The 15,332-nt window shown below is 51.9% G+C and carries 14 protein-coding genes; 7 read left to right on the forward strand and 7 right to left on the reverse strand.

From position 1 onward, the window contains the following. Window positions 1-96: 96 nt before the first annotated feature. Both mobB and mobA read right to left on the reverse strand, forming a co-directional pair. A complete protein-coding gene (mobB, locus tag ETG88_RS13865) occupies window positions 97-603 on the reverse strand; it encodes a molybdopterin-guanine dinucleotide biosynthesis protein MobB (RefSeq protein WP_129035598.1) in 507 nt (168 codons plus the stop codon). Continuing rightward, window positions 600-1,184: a molybdenum cofactor guanylyltransferase MobA gene (gene mobA / locus ETG88_RS13870; RefSeq protein WP_129035599.1), complete on the reverse strand. Its 585-nt coding sequence runs from the start codon at window positions 1,182-1,184 to the stop codon at window positions 600-602. The genes mobB and mobA overlap by 4 nt, the downstream gene beginning before the upstream one ends. Before the next feature lie 68 nt (window positions 1,185-1,252). On the opposite strand from mobA, the gene ETG88_RS13875 reads away from it, so the two are divergent. The 3 genes from ETG88_RS13875 (at window position 1,253) to dsbA (ending at window position 3,234) form a co-directional block, all read left to right on the forward strand. Then, window positions 1,253-1,522, forward strand: coding sequence for a YihD family protein (locus ETG88_RS13875; protein ID WP_102105708.1), 270 nt, complete (start codon window positions 1,253-1,255; stop codon window positions 1,520-1,522). Between the two features lie 75 nt (window positions 1,523-1,597). Then, window positions 1,598-2,584, forward strand: a complete 987-nt coding sequence (locus ETG88_RS13880; protein ID WP_129035600.1) for a serine/threonine protein kinase — start codon at window positions 1,598-1,600, stop codon at window positions 2,582-2,584. 26 nt (window positions 2,585-2,610) lie between these two features. Continuing rightward, window positions 2,611-3,234 (forward strand): thiol:disulfide interchange protein DsbA, encoded by a 624-nt coding sequence (gene dsbA / locus ETG88_RS13885; RefSeq protein WP_102105706.1) that lies wholly within the window; start codon window positions 2,611-2,613, stop codon window positions 3,232-3,234. Window positions 3,235-3,249: 15 nt separating this feature from the next. Here dsbA and yihG read toward each other — a convergent pair whose 3' ends face one another. After that, window positions 3,250-4,158, reverse strand: coding sequence for a 1-acylglycerol-3-phosphate O-acyltransferase, YihG family (yihG, locus tag ETG88_RS13890; protein ID WP_100780791.1), 909 nt, complete (start codon window positions 4,156-4,158; stop codon window positions 3,250-3,252). Between the two features lie 438 nt (window positions 4,159-4,596). On the opposite strand from yihG, the gene polA reads away from it, so the two are divergent. Beyond that, the gene (gene polA / locus ETG88_RS13895) at window positions 4,597-7,389 is read left to right on the forward strand and encodes a DNA polymerase I (protein WP_129035601.1); all 2,793 of its coding nucleotides are present in this window, start codon (window positions 4,597-4,599) and stop codon (window positions 7,387-7,389) included. A 166-nt stretch (window positions 7,390-7,555) separates the two neighbouring features. Beyond that, window positions 7,556-7,603 (forward strand): small protein SpfP, encoded by a 48-nt coding sequence (gene spfP / locus ETG88_RS22700; protein WP_071892919.1) that lies wholly within the window; start codon window positions 7,556-7,558, stop codon window positions 7,601-7,603. Between the two features lie 98 nt (window positions 7,604-7,701). On the opposite strand, the gene yihA is transcribed toward spfP, so the two are convergent. Then, entirely contained in the window at window positions 7,702-8,328 is a 627-nt protein-coding gene (yihA, locus tag ETG88_RS13900) for a ribosome biogenesis GTP-binding protein YihA/YsxC (RefSeq protein ID WP_102105704.1), read from the reverse strand. Window positions 8,329-8,910: 582 nt separating this feature from the next. Between yihA and yihI the strand changes: the two genes are divergently transcribed. Together yihI and hemN are read left to right on the forward strand one after the other, a co-directional pair. Then, window positions 8,911-9,426, forward strand: a complete 516-nt coding sequence (gene yihI, locus ETG88_RS13905) for a Der GTPase-activating protein YihI (RefSeq protein WP_100778324.1) — start codon at window positions 8,911-8,913, stop codon at window positions 9,424-9,426. A gap of 188 nt (window positions 9,427-9,614) precedes the next feature. Then, window positions 9,615-10,988, forward strand: coding sequence for an oxygen-independent coproporphyrinogen III oxidase (hemN, locus tag ETG88_RS13910; protein ID WP_129035602.1), 1,374 nt, complete (start codon window positions 9,615-9,617; stop codon window positions 10,986-10,988). Between the two features lie 77 nt (window positions 10,989-11,065). Here hemN and glnG read toward each other — a convergent pair whose 3' ends face one another. The 3 genes from glnG to glnA all read right to left on the reverse strand — a co-directional run bounded on the left by glnG (window position 11,066) and on the right by glnA (window position 15,145). Beyond that, entirely contained in the window at window positions 11,066-12,478 is a 1,413-nt protein-coding gene (glnG, locus tag ETG88_RS13915) for a nitrogen regulation protein NR(I) (RefSeq protein WP_102105701.1), read from the reverse strand. An 11-nt stretch (window positions 12,479-12,489) separates the two neighbouring features. After that, window positions 12,490-13,539 (reverse strand): nitrogen regulation protein NR(II), encoded by a 1,050-nt coding sequence (glnL, locus tag ETG88_RS13920; RefSeq protein WP_129035603.1) that lies wholly within the window; start codon window positions 13,537-13,539, stop codon window positions 12,490-12,492. Between the two features lie 196 nt (window positions 13,540-13,735). Then, on the reverse strand, window positions 13,736-15,145 hold the full coding sequence (gene glnA / locus ETG88_RS13925) for a glutamate--ammonia ligase (RefSeq protein ID WP_095284040.1): 1,410 nt from the start codon (window positions 15,143-15,145) through the stop codon (window positions 13,736-13,738). Between the last annotated feature and the right edge of the window lie 187 nt (window positions 15,146-15,332).

Raw genomic sequence — 15,332 nt, forward strand, 5'->3', positions numbered from 1 at the left:
CAGGCATCAAACAAGTGAAAAGGCCATCCGCAAGGATGGCCTTTTTGCGTTTTTGTTTTTATACAAAAATAGTCCCACACCGGCAAAACAACCCGTTTATTGCCCTGCCATCCACTCCTGAATAAACGCAACAACACCAGCAACATCATTTAAATCCAGAATCGGCACCGGAAGTGAAAGCGGAATATCACTGGCGACAGCAATCACATGCTGATCCACGGTCAATTCAGCGATTTCATGCCCTGCATCGCTTCTGAAAAGCAAAATCTTCGCTACCGATTCATGCTTAAATCCCTCAACCAGCACCAGATCCAGCGTCGAATGATCCATTCGGCTCACCAGATAATCCAAATCCAGCGCCTCTTCTCCCGGCGTCTCCGTCATCAATGCCCATCGTTGCGCGCTGGCTACCATGGTTTGAGCCGCACCCGCCTTTCGCAGCTCGTAGCTGTCTTTACCGGGCTTATCAATATCCATATTGTGGTGAGTATGCTTAATCAATCCTGGACGAATACCCTGCGCGCACAGGGCCGGGATCAGCTTTTTCAGAAGTGATGTTTTCCCCGTCCCACTCCAGGCAGCAATCGCTAAAACAGGTTTCATACTTTCCCCTGCAGTGTTTGCAAATCTTCCGTGGTATTCACGTTAACAAAAGCCTCTTTCAGATCGCTAAAATCAACGGAATGACCGCCTGACTGGCGCATAAATACCATAACGCGTCTCTCCCCTGAGGACAGGTAAGCGCGTAAATCTGGACAAAGTTTCCTGCTAATCAACGTAATCGCAGGGTGATCGCGCTCTCCGTCATGTACCCAGACGACGGGAGCGTCTTTTCGGTGTTCTATCATGCGCTCAGCAAGCGTAGAGGGGATAAACGGCGTATCACATGGGCAGAAAAGAAACCATTCATCATCTGCCTGCTGCATCACGCTCAGCATGCCAGCCAGAGGCCCAGGGTAGTTAGCTAACGCATCCTGATAGACGGAATATCCACTTTGCTGATAAATATCAATGTGACGATTAGCGTTAACGGCGATTGCTCCCACCTGGACTCTCAGCGCATCGGCGACGTGCAGCCATAATGGCTTTCCATTAAGCTCCTGTAAGCCCTTATCTTTTCCGCCCATCCGCGTCGCTCTTCCCCCTGCAAGCACGACGCCGAGCACTCCCCGGCACTGATTCACGAATGTCGCCTCTTTTATTGTGGGATTGACCCTGCTAACGTGTTCCTATCAATGAAAGGAGCACTACGATGAAATGTAAACGTCTGAACGAAGTTATCGAACTTCTCCAGCCTGCCTGGCAAAAAGAGCCAGAGCTTAACCTGATGCAATTTTTACAGAAACTGGCGAAAGAGTCAGGTTATGACGGCGAACTGGCCGACCTTTCTGATGACATCCTGATCTACCATCTTAAAATGCGTGATTCTGATAAAGATGCCGCGATTCCAGGGATTAAGAAAGATTACGAGGAAGATTTCAAAACCGCGCTGCTGCGCGCCCGTGGCGTAATTAAAGAGTAAAACCTTGTAAGCGGCGCCACCGAAATCGCTGTGAAATGATATCCTGAATCATTCGTATAATTTCCGGATGATCGGATGAACGACAAGGCTTTTACTTTCCAGACATTAAACCCGGATACCATTATGGATGCTCTGTTTGAACAGGGCATTCGAGTGGATTCCGGACTAACCCCTTTAAACAGCTATGAAAACCGCGTCTATCAATTCCAGGACGAGGATCGTCAGCGCTTTGTCGTCAAATTCTACCGTCCCCAACGCTGGTCGGCGGAGCAAATTCAGGAAGAGCACCAGTTCGCTCTCGATCTGGTGAATGACGACGTTCCGGTCGCCGCACCCATTCAGTTTAATCACCAGTCGCTGCTCACGCATCAGGGATATTTCTTTGCTGTTTTCCCGAGCCTGGGTGGGCGCCAGTTTGAGTCTGATAATATCGATCAGATGGAGTGGGTCGCTCGTTACCTGGGACGCATGCATCAGACAGGGCGCAAAAAAGCATTCAGCGCACGACCTGTTATTGGGCTTGAGGAATATTTAACGGAGCCGCGCCAGGTGTTTGAAACATCTACGCTGATTCCGAAAGCGTTGAAAGCGAATTTCCTGAAAGCCACCGATGCCCTTATTGCTGCCGTAACTGAGCGCTGGGATGATCAAACCGATATTCTGCGTTTACATGGCGACTGCCACGCGGGGAATATTCTCTGGCGCGACGGCCCGCTATTTGTTGATCTCGATGATGCCCGCATGGGGCCAGCGATTCAGGATCTGTGGATGCTGCTGAATGGTGATAAAGCCGAACAGCGGATGCAGCTTGAAACCATCATCGAAGCCTACGAAGAATTTAGTCCCTTCAATTCAGACGAAATTGCCCTGATTGAACCTTTACGCGCCATGCGTTTTGTATATTATCTCGCATGGTTAATCAGGCGTTGGGACGATCCCGCGTTTCCTAAAAACTTCCCGTGGCTTACCGGGGAAGATTACTGGCGCAGCCAGACAACCACCTTTATTCAGCAAGTTAAGGTTCTGCAGGAACCGCCACTTCAATTAACGCCAATGTATTAATCGGACACATCAGGAGAAAGTTGATCATGAAAAAAATATGGCTGGCGCTGGCAGGTATGATTCTGGCATTTAGCGCATCTGCTGCTCAATTCAGCGATGGCAAGCAGTTCACTACCCTCGAAAAGCCGGTTGCCGGTGAGCCGCAGGTGCTTGAGTTCTTCTCATTCTATTGCCCGCACTGCTACCAGTTTGAAGAAGTTCTGCACGTTTCTGATAACGTGAAGAAAAAGCTGCCTGAAGGCACCAAAATGACCAAGTATCATGTCGAATTCCTGGGTCCTTTGGGTAAAGATCTGACGCAAGCCTGGGCTGTTGCGCTGGCGCTGGGCGTGGAAGATCAAGTCACAGCACCTATGTTTGAAGCTGTACAGAAAACTCAAACTGTTCAGACCGTTGCTGATATCCGTAAAGTCTTTGTTGATGCGGGTGTGAAAGGCGAAGATTACGACGCAGCATGGAACAGCTTTGTCGTGAAATCTCTGGTCGCGCAGCAGGAAAAAGCGGCCGCAGACCTTCAGCTGCAGGGCGTTCCGGCAATGTTCGTCAATGGTAAATACCAGGTTAATCCGCAGGGTATGGATACCAGCAATATGGATATCTTCGTGCAGCAGTACGCTGACACCGTGAAATATCTGGTTGAGAAGAAATAAAAGTGAAAACGCCGGTCAGAGACCGGCGTTTTTGTTTGCATACTTAAGATCGTTTATCAGCACATCTTTATCATTCCACAGCGTGTTCAGCCAAAGCTGGAAACGACGTTTGAAATTCTTATCATTGATGTAATCGCCGTGCAGCTCTTCATTCACCGGCACCAGGTTTATCCTCACCACAATACGCGTCAGTTTACCGCTTAACATATCGTAAAAAGGTGTCTCGTCATTTTCTGGATAGCACAGCGTCACATTCAGCAATTTATCGAACTGCGATCCCAGTACATTAAGGGCCATCGCAATTCCCGCCGCTTTTGGCGGCAGTAGATTCTTATAAGGGGAGCGAGTTTGCTGACGTTTCAGTTCCGTAAAACGTGAGCCTTCAACGAAGTTAACGATTGTCGTTGGGTGAGCCCGAAATTTCTCACAGGAGCGACGTGTCGTTTCAACATCACGCCCACGGCGTTCGGGATGACGAATAAGATAGCTGCGTGAATAACGTTTCATAAACGGCATATCCAGCGCCCAGCAGGCCAGCCCGATAAACGGCACCCAAGCCAGTTGCTGCTTGAGAAAGTATTTGTTCATCGGAATATGTTTGCGAAACAGCACGCATAACACCACGATATCTGCCCAACTGTGGTGATTACAGAGCAGTAAATACCAGTTTTTCTTGTTCAGGCCTTCCAGCCCTTCGATATCCCATTGCAGATGCGGGTTCAGGCGTAGCAGCCATGCCAGCCCTTCACACCAGCAGTACATCATAAAATTGCAGAAGGCTGATACCGCACGCCAGACAGCAGGGACAGGCAGTAATAGTTTAATGATTCCGGCGACGATGATCGGCACTGAACAGGCGATGGTAACCAGGATCGTTAAAAAGATGCTTAACAGTAATGTTACTGCAGCGAGTAATCTCGACATGATGAGCTTTTTCAGGTAGTTAGCTGTAATCTGGCAGCCAAACCGGTGCCGCAGGGCGCTGATTTTACCAGAAAACAAATAAAAGCAGGGGCTTTCACTCCACGATACCGCAGGATCTGCACCTTAACAGATTATTTGTCTGTCATACCTTATTAGGCTCTTCTTATATCCACATAGAGCAAATAGTCATCAAATGGAAATATACCGATCGGATCTATTTATAACTAACTGATAATATTCTATAAAAAAATCATACGCGATCTGGAAATGACAATATTCTTCATATGAATTAAAAGTATGCACAAACTTATCCACAGTTTGATTTTGCGAGCGATCCCGACGATCGCAAAATCTTTTCCTGTATTCGGTGCTAAAAACTGATGTTTTCATCCTTCTGTGGCATCCTTTAGCCATAAATTGATTAAAGGCACGGACATTATGGTTCAGATTCCAGAAAACCCTCTTATTCTCGTCGACGGCTCTTCATACCTGTATCGGGCGTATCATGCGTTTCCTCCTCTGACCAATAGCGCAGGGGAGCCAACCGGCGCGATGTATGGCGTGCTGAATATGCTGCGCAGTCTGATCCTGCAATACCAGCCGTCACATGCGGCGGTGGTATTCGATGCGAAGGGTAAAACCTTCCGCGACGAGCTTTTTGAGGATTACAAATCCCATCGCCCGCCGATGCCGGATGATCTGCGCGCGCAAATCGAGCCGTTGCACACGATGGTAAAAGCGATGGGCCTGCCGCTGCTGGCAGTTTCTGGGGTAGAAGCGGACGACGTCATCGGTACGCTGGCTCGTGAAGCAGAGAAAATGGGCCGTTCGGTGCTGATCAGTACGGGTGATAAAGACATGGCGCAGCTGGTTACGCCTGGGATCACCCTCATCAATACCATGACCAATACCATTCTTGGGCCGGAAGAAGTCGTCACCAAATATGGCGTGCCGCCAGAGCTCATCATTGATTTTCTCGCCTTAATGGGCGACTCCTCGGATAACATTCCAGGTGTGCCTGGTGTAGGCGAAAAAACCGCGCAGGCCCTGCTCCAAGGCCTGGGTGGGCTGGATACGCTGTATGCCGAATCAGACAAAATCGCCGGCCTGACGTTCCGTGGTGCAAAAACCATGGCGGCGAAGCTGGAGCAGAACAAAGAGGTGGCCTACCTCTCCTATAAGCTGGCCACCATTAAAACCGACGTCGAGCTAGAGCTTACCTGTGAGCAGCTCGAGGTTCAGCAGCCGGTGGCGGAAGAGCTTCTCGGCCTGTTTAAGCATTATGAGTTCAAACGCTGGATAACAGACCTCGAAGCCGGTAAATGGATGCAGGCGAAGGGCGCAAAACCTGCCGCGAAGCCAAAAGAGACAATCGTTGTTGATGCCGATGAGGACGTTGAAGAGGCCGCCAGTACGCTCTCCTTCGAAAACTACGAAACGGTGCTGGAAGAAGCGCAGCTTATCGCCTGGATCGAGAAACTGAAAAAAGCGCCGGTCTTCGCCTTTGACACCGAAACCGACAGTCTGGATAACATCTCCGCCAATATGGTTGGCCTTTCCTTTGCCACCGAGCCAGGCATCGCCGCCTATGTCCCGGTCGCGCATGATTATCTGGATGCTCCGGATCAAATCTCCCGAGACCGCGTACTTGAGCTACTCAAACCGCTGCTGGAAGATGACAAAGCGCTTAAGGTCGGGCAAAACCTGAAGTATGACCGCGGTATTTTGCAGAACTACGGCATCGAGTTGCGCGGTATTGCCTTCGACACCATGCTGGAGTCTTACATCCTGAACAGCGTGGCGGGCCGCCACGATATGGATTCACTGTCCGATCGCTGGCTCAAGCATAAAACCGTCACCTTTGAAGAGATTGCCGGAAAGGGCAAAAACCAGCTGACCTTCAACCTGATCGCCCTGGAAGAGGCGGGCCGCTATGCGGCGGAAGATGCGGACGTAACTCTGCAACTGCACCTGAAGATGTACCCGAAACTGCAAAAGCAGGAAGGGCCGCTGAATATTTTCGAAAATGTCGAAATGCCGCTGGTGCCGGTGTTGTCTCGTATTGAGCGTAATGGCGTCAAAATTGATCCTGCGGTACTGCACAAACATTCGGAAGAGATCAGCCTGCGTCTGAATGAACTTGAACTGAAAGCGCATGACATTGCCGGCGAGCCTTTTAACCTCGCGTCCACCAAACAGCTGCAAACTATTCTTTTTGAAAAACAGGGCATTAAACCGCTGAAGAAAACACCTGGCGGCGCGCCGTCCACCTCGGAAGAGGTGCTGGAAGAGCTGGCGCTGGATTACCCGCTGCCGAAAGTGATTCTGGAATATCGTGGCCTCGCGAAGCTAAAATCGACTTACACCGATAAGCTCCCGCTGATGATCAATCCAAAAACCGGCCGCGTTCATACCTCTTACCACCAGGCGGTTGCGGCGACCGGGCGTTTATCATCGACCGATCCTAACCTGCAAAACATTCCAGTTCGTAACGAAGAAGGGCGACGCATTCGTCAGGCATTTATTGCCCCGGAAGATTATCTGATCGTCTCTGCCGACTACTCGCAAATCGAACTGCGCATCATGGCGCACCTGTCGCGTGATAAAGGTTTGCTGACGGCGTTTGCGGAAGGCAAAGATATCCACCGCGCCACGGCGGCAGAAGTGTTCGGTCTGCCACTGGACAGCGTGACCGGGGAGCAGCGCCGCAGCGCGAAGGCGATCAACTTCGGCCTGATCTACGGCATGAGCGCTTTTGGCCTCTCCCGCCAGCTCAATATTCCACGCAAAGAGTCGCAGAAGTACATGGATCTCTACTTTGAGCGCTATCCGGGCGTGCTGGAATACATGGAGCGAACTCGCGCTCAGGCGAAGGAAAAAGGCTATGTGGAAACTCTCGATGGCCGTCGTCTCTATCTGCCGGATATCACCTCCAGCAACGCTGCGCGCCGCGCCGGTGCTGAACGTGCGGCAATCAACGCACCAATGCAGGGGACTGCAGCTGACATCATCAAACGCGCGATGATTGCGGTTGATGCCTGGCTGGAAAAGGACAAACCACGCGTGAAAATGATCATGCAGGTACACGATGAACTGGTGTTCGAAGTGCACAAGGATGATCTGGAAGCGGTCTCGAAAAAGATCCACGAACTGATGGAAAGCAGCATGAAATTAGATGTGCCACTGCTGGTGGAAGTTGGGAGCGGAGACAACTGGGATCAGGCTCACTAAAGGTCCGATGACTAAGACGCTGTTTATGTAAGTAAGCAACATAACAGCGTGCTTTTTGTGACGATCATTAGATTTACCTATGTAAAGAGTGAAAAAAAACTACAAAAAGTGCTTTGTCCAGCGATAAAAAAAGAGTAGAGTTAACGACGTAGGGTACAGAGGTAAGATGTTCTATCTTTCAGACCTTTTACTTCACGTAATCGGATTTGGCTGAATATTTTAGCCGCCCCAGTCAGTAATGACTGGGGCGTTTTTTATTGCGGAAAAGAAAATATTTGGACCAAAAAAACGCGGACATCGCCGCGCTTTTTATCACTCTTCCGCTTCTGTCGCGGGTTCCAGATCGTTAAACCAGCTATCAAGCTTATGACGTAAAACGTCCACACCCTGCTTTTTCAGCGATGAAAACGTCTCAATTTGCACGTCACCGCCAAATTCTACCGCGGCTTCACGCACCAGTTTTAACTGTGCTTTACGCGCACCGCTCGCCAGTTTATCGGCTTTGGTCAGCAGCACCAGAACAGGGATTTCGCTGGCGACGCCCCAGTGGATCATCTGCTGATCGAGATCTTTAAGCGGATGGCGGATATCCATCAGCACAACCAGCCCTTTCAGGCACTGGCGTTTTTCCAGGTATTCACCCAGCGCGCGCTGCCATTTGATTTTGATCTCTTCTGGCACTTCTGCGTAGCCGTAACCGGGTAAATCCACCAGGCGCTTACCATCAGCGACTTCAAACAGGTTAATCAGCTGAGTACGACCTGGGGTTTTAGAGGTACGCGCCAGGCTTTTCTGGTTCGTCAGTGTATTCAGGGCGCTGGATTTGCCCGCGTTGGAGCGGCCAGCAAATGCCACTTCGATACCTGTATCAGGCGGTAAGTGGCGAATATCAGGCGCACTGGTGACAAAATGCGTCTGTTGGTAGTTCCAGGTAGTCACGTGGTCGTCTCCAAAAATCTTAATCTGAAGGGGAGTATACCTGAATGCAGGCAAAAGGCTTTTCACTTCGCTTCCGGGATGTAGATTAAACCCATTGGGTTTGTGAGACATTGCCCATAATCTCTATGGGACATTTAAGAGAATCCTCATGCGGTAAAAATAACATATCATTTAAAATCATAATGTTGAGGATTTAGAATTATCTGAAAATACCATTTTGGCCAGTTTGATGGCTTGTCAGAAGTACTGAAAAAGGTAAAGTAGCACCCAAGGCGAGGATGCCAACAGGATAACGACTTAGGGATAAGGGTCAGGAGCGCCAGGAGGCGAAGACTCAGGAAGACGACCAGGATGGTTAGCGCCAGGAGGCGTTCAAAAAAGGAAATGGACCCTATTAAGGATGATATTCGCTAAGGGATAAACAGGGTGAGTTGTTAGCAAACAGGGATTGAATAACCCGTTAAGGGTTGAGAGTCAGGAAAAAAGGCGACAGATTGCTCTGTCGCCTTTTTTCTTTGCTTGCTTTCTGCTAGATTTCGCCGCAATTCTATACTGAAGAAAATGGCTTAAAGACAAGGCATCATGAAAAAACCGACATCCACAGCGGGCGCTAAACGCCCGGCAAAAGCGCACCGCAAAACCCGTGAAGAACTGAATCAGGAAGCTCGCGATCGCAAACGTGCGAAAAAGCATAGTGGTCATGCTTCGGGTAGCCGTGCGAACGGCAGCAGTGCTTCAGGTTCCGCTGCGCAACAGTCCAAACAGAAAGATCCGCGTATCGGGAGCAAAACGCCAATTCCCCTGGGCGTGACGGACGCCCCGGTTATCAAGCAGCAAAAACCTAAAAAGAGCGAGAAACCTATGCTTTCACCGCAGGCTGAGCTGGATATGCTGGAGAACGATGAGCGCCTGGACGCGCTGCTGGAACGTCTTGAGGGCGGTGAAGCCCTGAACGCTGAAGAGCAGAAATGGGTCGATGCCAAACTGGATCGTATCGATGAACTGATGCAGCAGCTCGGTCTCTCTTACGACGATGAAGAAGACGAAGAAGAAGAAAAGCAGGACGACATGATGCGTCTGCTGAAAGGTGGAAACTAACATTTGCACCCAGCGGGCTCTATAGTCCTTCTTATAACCCTTCCGGTTATATGTTATCTGGTGTGGTTATTCGTTAAACTACGGCGGTTGTCGCGGCGACAGAGGTGGCTGCGCACCCGAATATTGACCCGCAATGGGGTCAAAACGGGCCGCCGTATACGAACGCGACACCAACGGAAGGAGTGAGCATGTCTGTACCAAATATCGACTGGGATCTGGCCCTGATCCAGAAATATAACTATTCCGGGCCGCGTTATACCTCATACCCGACCGCGCTGGAGTTTGCTGAAACCTTCGGCGAGGCCGATTTTTTGCAGGCAGTTGCGCGATATCCTGAACGCCCGCTGTCGCTCTATGTTCACATTCCTTTCTGTCACAAGCTCTGCTATTTCTGCGGGTGCAATAAAATCGTCACCCGCCAGCAGCACAAAGCCGATCAGTATCTGGACGCCCTCGAGCAGGAAATCCTGCACCGTGCGCCGCTGTTTGCCGGGCGAAACGTAAGCCAGCTCCACTGGGGCGGCGGTACGCCAACCTATCTCAATAAAGCGCAAATCAGCCGTCTGATGGATCTTCTGCGGGCCAACTTCCGTTTTGAGGCCGATGCTGAAATATCTATTGAAGTCGATCCGCGTGAAATCGAGCTGGATGTGCTCGATCACCTGCGAGCCGAGGGCTTTAATCGCCTGAGCATGGGCGTGCAGGACTTTAACAAAGAGGTTCAGCGCCTGGTCAATCGCGAGCAGGATGAGGAATTTATTTTTGCGCTGCTGAACCACGCGCGCGAAATCGGTTTTACCTCGACCAACATCGACCTGATCTACGGCCTGCCGAAACAGACGCCGGAAAGCTTTGCCTTCACGCTGAAACGCGTGGCAGAGCTGAATCCCGATCGTCTGAGCGTCTTTAACTATGCGCACCTGCCGACGCTTTTTGCCGCCCAGCGCAAGATAAAAGATGCCGATTTGCCCTCTGCTCAGCAGAAGTTGGATATCCTGCAGGAAACCATCTCGTCCCTGACGGAAACCGGCTATCAGTTTATCGGCATGGACCACTTCGCCCGTCCTGATGACGAGCTGGCCATTGCCCAGCGCGAAGGTGTGCTGCACCGTAATTTCCAGGGATACACCACCCAGGGCGACACCGATTTACTGGGGATGGGAGTCTCGGCGATCAGCATGATTGGCGACTGCTATGCGCAGAATCAGAAAGAATTGAAACAGTATTATCAGCAGGTGGATGAAAACGGAAATGCCCTGTGGCGCGGCATTGCGCTTACGCGCGATGACTGCATCCGTCGGGATGTGATTAAGGCGTTAATCTGCAACTTCCGCCTCGATTTTGCCGACATCGAATCCCAGTGGGAACTCACCTTTGCCGACTACTTTGCTGAAGATCTGAAGCTGCTCGCGCCGCTGGCGAAGGATGGGCTGGTGGATGTGAGCGATAAAGCGATTCAGGTGACGCCAAAAGGGCGCTTGTTGATTCGTAATATCTGCATGTGCTTTGACGCTTACCTGCGCCAGAAAGCCCGCTTGCAGCAATTTTCTCGCGTGATCTAAAACTCCCTGTGGTGCAGCGCTAACCGGGACTACCAGGCGTAGTTCTGATCAGCGCTGCGCCAACAGGCGTATAAGTGCTATTCCATTCCCAGCTCTTTCAGCTTCCGTGTCAGGGTATTTCGCCCCCAACCCAGCAGCCGTGCCGCTTCCTGTTTATGCCCCTGAGTATGGCGAAGCGCGGTCGTCAGTAACGTACGCTCCATTTCAGGCTGTGCTTCGGAAAGCAGGTTTTGATGACCGGAACGCAGCGCGCGATCCGCCCACTGCGCCAGCAGCGTCGCCCAGCTGTCAGGTAACGACTGTCCGGTGCTGCTTTCGGGCGCGGTAGATTCAAACAGTTCACCCGGTAAATCCTGAATCAGCACTTCCTGCCCGGCAGCCATAACGGTGAGCCAGCGGCAGGTGTTTTCCAGCTGACGCACGTTGCCTGGCCACGCCAGTCGCGTCAACGCGGCATCGGTTTCCGGGTGCAGCAGTTTGGCTTCCACGCCCAGTTCGCGAGCCGCCACCTGCAGGAAATGGCGCGCCAGACGCGGAATATCTTCCCGGCGTTCGCGTAGCGGCGGGAGATGGACGCGAATCACGTTCAGACGGTGGAACAAGTCTTCACGGAATTTGCCTTCCTGCACGCGCTGTTCAAGGTTCTGGTGCGTGGCGGCGATAATGCGCACGTCGACTTTAACGGGGGCGTAGCCGCCGACGCGGTAAAATTGCCCATCGGCCAGCACGCGCAGCAGACGTGTTTGCACGTCCAGCGGCATATCGCCGATTTCATCGAGGAAAAGCGTTCCGCCGTCTGCCTGTTCAAAGCGGCCTTGACGAATGGTATTTGCGCCGGTAAATGCGCCTTTCTCATGGCCAAACAGTTCCGACTCGATCAAATCCTTCGGAATGGCGGCCATATTCAGGGCGATAAACGGGGCTTTCGCGCGCGGGCTGTGGCGATGGAGGGCGTGCGCAACCAGCTCTTTACCGGTCCCGGATTCGCCGTTAATCAGCACACTGATGGATGAACGCGACAGGCGGCCAATGATGCGAAACACATCCTGCATCGCGGGCGCTTCGCCAATGATATCGGTCGTCGGGCCAAACACCGGCGCGTTTCGCGGCTGCTGCTGCTCCTGATAGTGGCTGATGGCGCGTTCCACCAGAGCCACGGCTTCATCGATATCAAAGGGTTTTGGCAGGTAATCAAATGCGCCCTGCTGATAGGCGCTAACGGCGGCATCCAGATCGGAGTGAGCAGTCATTATGATGACCGGAAGCATCGGATGACGTTGCTTAATCTGCTTTAACAGCGCAAGCCCATCCATCCCCGGCATCCGGATATCCGAAAGCAGCACGTCCGGGGTTTTAGTGATGAGCGCATCAAGCACTTCGCTACCGCTTTCAAAGGTGGTGCAGTTTAATCCTGCTCCGGTAAGCGCGCGTTCAAGCACCCAGCGGATGGAGCTATCATCATCGACTACCCAGACTATCCCTCGTTGCATCGTCGTCACCTTTATTTTTTTATTGGCAGGTAAACCGAAAACTCGGTATGACCCGGCCAACTGGTAAATTCAATTTTGCCGGAGTGTTGGTCAATCAAATTACGGGCGATGGACAATCCCAGCCCGGTTCCGCCCTCGCGGCCGCTCACCATCGGGTAGAAAAGCGTGTCCTGCAGATGCGGCGGAATTCCTGGCCCGTTGTCTTCTACGTCGATTCGGGCGGCGAGGCGATAGCGCACGCCATGCAGCGTCAGCTGGAACGCGGTACGCGTACGCAGAATGATTTGCCCGCCATCCGCGCCTAAGGCTTGCAGCGCGTTACGCACCACATTCAGCAGAACCTGTTCAATCTGGTCGGGATCGTGCGGCAATTCCGGCAGACTCGGATCGTAATCGCGCACCAGCGTGACGTTGGCAGGCAACTCCATCGACACCAGCTTCACCACCCGCTCAGCCACTTTGTGGATGCTCTCGGTAACGTGCATGCCTGGCTGCTGCGGCCCAAGCAGACGGTCCACCAGATTGCGCAGACGATCGGCCTGTTCAATGATGACGTTGGTGTATTCGGCCAGCGCCGGGTCCGGCAGTGCTTTGGTTAACAGCTGTGCAGCGCCTCGGAGGCCTCCCAGCGGGTTTTTAATCTCATGGGCAAGCCCCCGCACCAGATCGCGCGCGGCGATTTGCTGTGCGTGCTGGAGCTGCTCCTGGCTCAAACGGCGCAGATTATCCATCGGCGCCATTTCCAGCAGAATTAATCCTTCCGGCAGACGTTGCGCCGTGAGGGAGAGAATGTGCGAGCGCCCGTCGATCACCAGGGTCACTTCGTTATCGGTAAAGCCCTGGCCTGCCGATAAACTTTCCTGCATCAACGCAATATTCAGCGAAAAATAGCTCAACAGTTCCGGGAGTGGGGTACCGAATAATTTACGCGAGCTTTGGGCGAGCAGCTGCTGCGCCGCAGGGTTGGCGTAATGAACCGCCAGCTCGTCGTCGACCAGTAAGATACTGTTGATTAAAGAATTGAGGATCTGCCCAGCATCGGGCAGCGTGCCAGTTGCCATTAAGCAGTCTCCTGGAGTTGGGTGCACTAATTTAGTGCAGTATAGCGTTTTAGTGGTAAAAAGCGCGTGAGATCAGGTTGTTGGTGGAGAAAAAAGCCCATCCGAAGATGGGCTAAAAGTTTCCACGGCAACAAAAAAATCTTCTGCGTCTTTCCTGCCACCGCAGCGACAAGAAAGACGGTGAATCAGATGAAAATTAAACGCTGTAGTACAGTTCGAACTCAACCGGGTGTGGCGTCATGCGAACACGGTCGTTCTCTTCAATACGCAGTGCGATGTAAGCATCGATAGCGTCGTCAGTGAACACACCGCCAGCAGTCAGGAACTCACGGTCAGCGTCCAGCGCGTTCAGTGCTTCTTCCAGAGAACCGGCAACCTGTGGGATCTCTTTTGCTTCTTCTGGAGGCAGGTCGTACAGGTTTTTGTCCATCGCTTCGCCTGGGTGGATCTTGTTCTTGATACCATCAAGACCAGCCATCAGCAGCGCTGCGAAGCACAGGTATGGGTTAGCCGCTGGGTCCGGGAAGCGCACTTCGATACGACGCGCTTTTGGAGACGCAACCACTGGAATACGGATAGAAGCAGAACGGTTACGGGCAGAGTAAGCCAGCATTACTGGAGCTTCGTAGCCTGGGACCAGACGCTTGTAGGAGTTGGTGGTTGGGTTCGCCAGGGCGTTGATCGCTTTAGCGTGCTTGATGACACCACCGATGTAGAACAGCGCCTGCTCGGACAGACCCGCATATTTGTCACCAGAGAACAGGTTAGTCCCGTTCTTGGAGAGAGACATGTGGCAGTGCATACCGGAACCGTTATCGCCGAACATAGGTTTTGGCATAAAGGTCGCAGTTTTACCGAAGCGGTGTGCAACGTTGTGAACCACATATTTGTAGATCTGAATCTCATCCGCTTTTTTGGTCATGGTGTTAAAGCGGGTTGCGATTTCGTTCTGACCCGCAGTCGCCACTTCGTGGTGATGTGCTTCAACAACCAGGCCCATCTCTTCCATGATCAGACACATGGTAGAACGGATGTCCTGAGAAGAGTCGACCGGAGGAACCGGGAAGTAACCGCCTTTCACGCCTGGACGGTGACCTTTGTTACCACCTTCGTATTTGGTGGAGGAGTTCCATGCGCCTTCGATATCGTCGATAGCTACGTGAGAACCGGAGATAGACGCACCAAAGCGAATATCGTCAAACAGGAAGAATTCTGGTTCTGGCCCGAACAGCACGGTGTCCGCGATACCGGTAGAACGCAGGTACTCTTCCGCGCGTTTAGCGATGGAGCGTGGGTCGCGGTCGTAGCCCTGCAGCGTGCCTGGCTCGAGGATGTCGCAACGAATAATCAGGGTAGACTCTTCGTAGAACGGGTCAATGAGCGCAGTGGTTGCGTCTGGCATCAGAACCATGTCGGATTCGTTGATACCTTTCCAGCCGCCGATTGAGGAGCCGTCAAACATTTTGCCTTCTTCAAAGAATTCGGCATTTACCTGATGAGCAGGAATTGTGACGTGCTGTTCTTTACCTTTGGTATCAGTGAAGCGCAGATCAACAAACTTCACTTCGTGTTCGTTCAGCATCGTCAAAACGTGTTCAGCGGACATACGTAACTCTCCCGGATTGGTCATTGTCGTCGTGGTAACGAGGTCTTCAATTCTGTGTAAGGCTGGCGTGGTCGCCATGTTTTTGCCGTATTTTTATAAAGCGAAATCTGTGCCAACTTTTAAATCACCCCAAAAAGGCGTTATCATGCACGTCATAGTGCAAATGAGCTGCACCACGATAGTCATC

The organism is Lelliottia nimipressuralis (genome assembly GCF_004115925.1).
Classification (GTDB): Bacteria; Pseudomonadota; Gammaproteobacteria; order Enterobacterales; family Enterobacteriaceae; genus Enterobacter; species Enterobacter nimipressuralis.

Excerpts from the sequence above, each read along its gene's own strand:
- mobB (WP_129035598.1), bottom strand. The coding sequence starts at position 603 with ATGAAACCTGTTTTAGCGATTGCTGCCTGGAGTGGGACGGGGAAAACA.
- ETG88_RS13875 (WP_102105708.1), top strand. The coding sequence starts at position 1,253 with ATGAAATGTAAACGTCTGAACGAAGTTATCGAACTTCTCCAGCCTGCC.
- ETG88_RS13880 (WP_129035600.1), top strand. The coding sequence starts at position 1,598 with ATGAACGACAAGGCTTTTACTTTCCAGACATTAAACCCGGATACCATT.
- dsbA (WP_102105706.1), top strand. The coding sequence starts at position 2,611 with ATGAAAAAAATATGGCTGGCGCTGGCAGGTATGATTCTGGCATTTAGC.
- yihG (WP_100780791.1), bottom strand. The coding sequence starts at position 4,158 with ATGTCGAGATTACTCGCTGCAGTAACATTACTGTTAAGCATCTTTTTA.
- polA (WP_129035601.1), top strand. The coding sequence starts at position 4,597 with ATGGTTCAGATTCCAGAAAACCCTCTTATTCTCGTCGACGGCTCTTCA.
- yihI (WP_100778324.1), top strand. The coding sequence starts at position 8,911 with ATGAAAAAACCGACATCCACAGCGGGCGCTAAACGCCCGGCAAAAGCG.
- hemN (WP_129035602.1), top strand. The coding sequence starts at position 9,615 with ATGTCTGTACCAAATATCGACTGGGATCTGGCCCTGATCCAGAAATAT.
- glnG (WP_102105701.1), bottom strand. The coding sequence starts at position 12,478 with ATGCAACGAGGGATAGTCTGGGTAGTCGATGATGATAGCTCCATCCGC.
- glnL (WP_129035603.1), bottom strand. The coding sequence starts at position 13,539 with ATGGCAACTGGCACGCTGCCCGATGCTGGGCAGATCCTCAATTCTTTA.
- glnA (WP_095284040.1), bottom strand. The coding sequence starts at position 15,145 with ATGTCCGCTGAACACGTTTTGACGATGCTGAACGAACACGAAGTGAAG.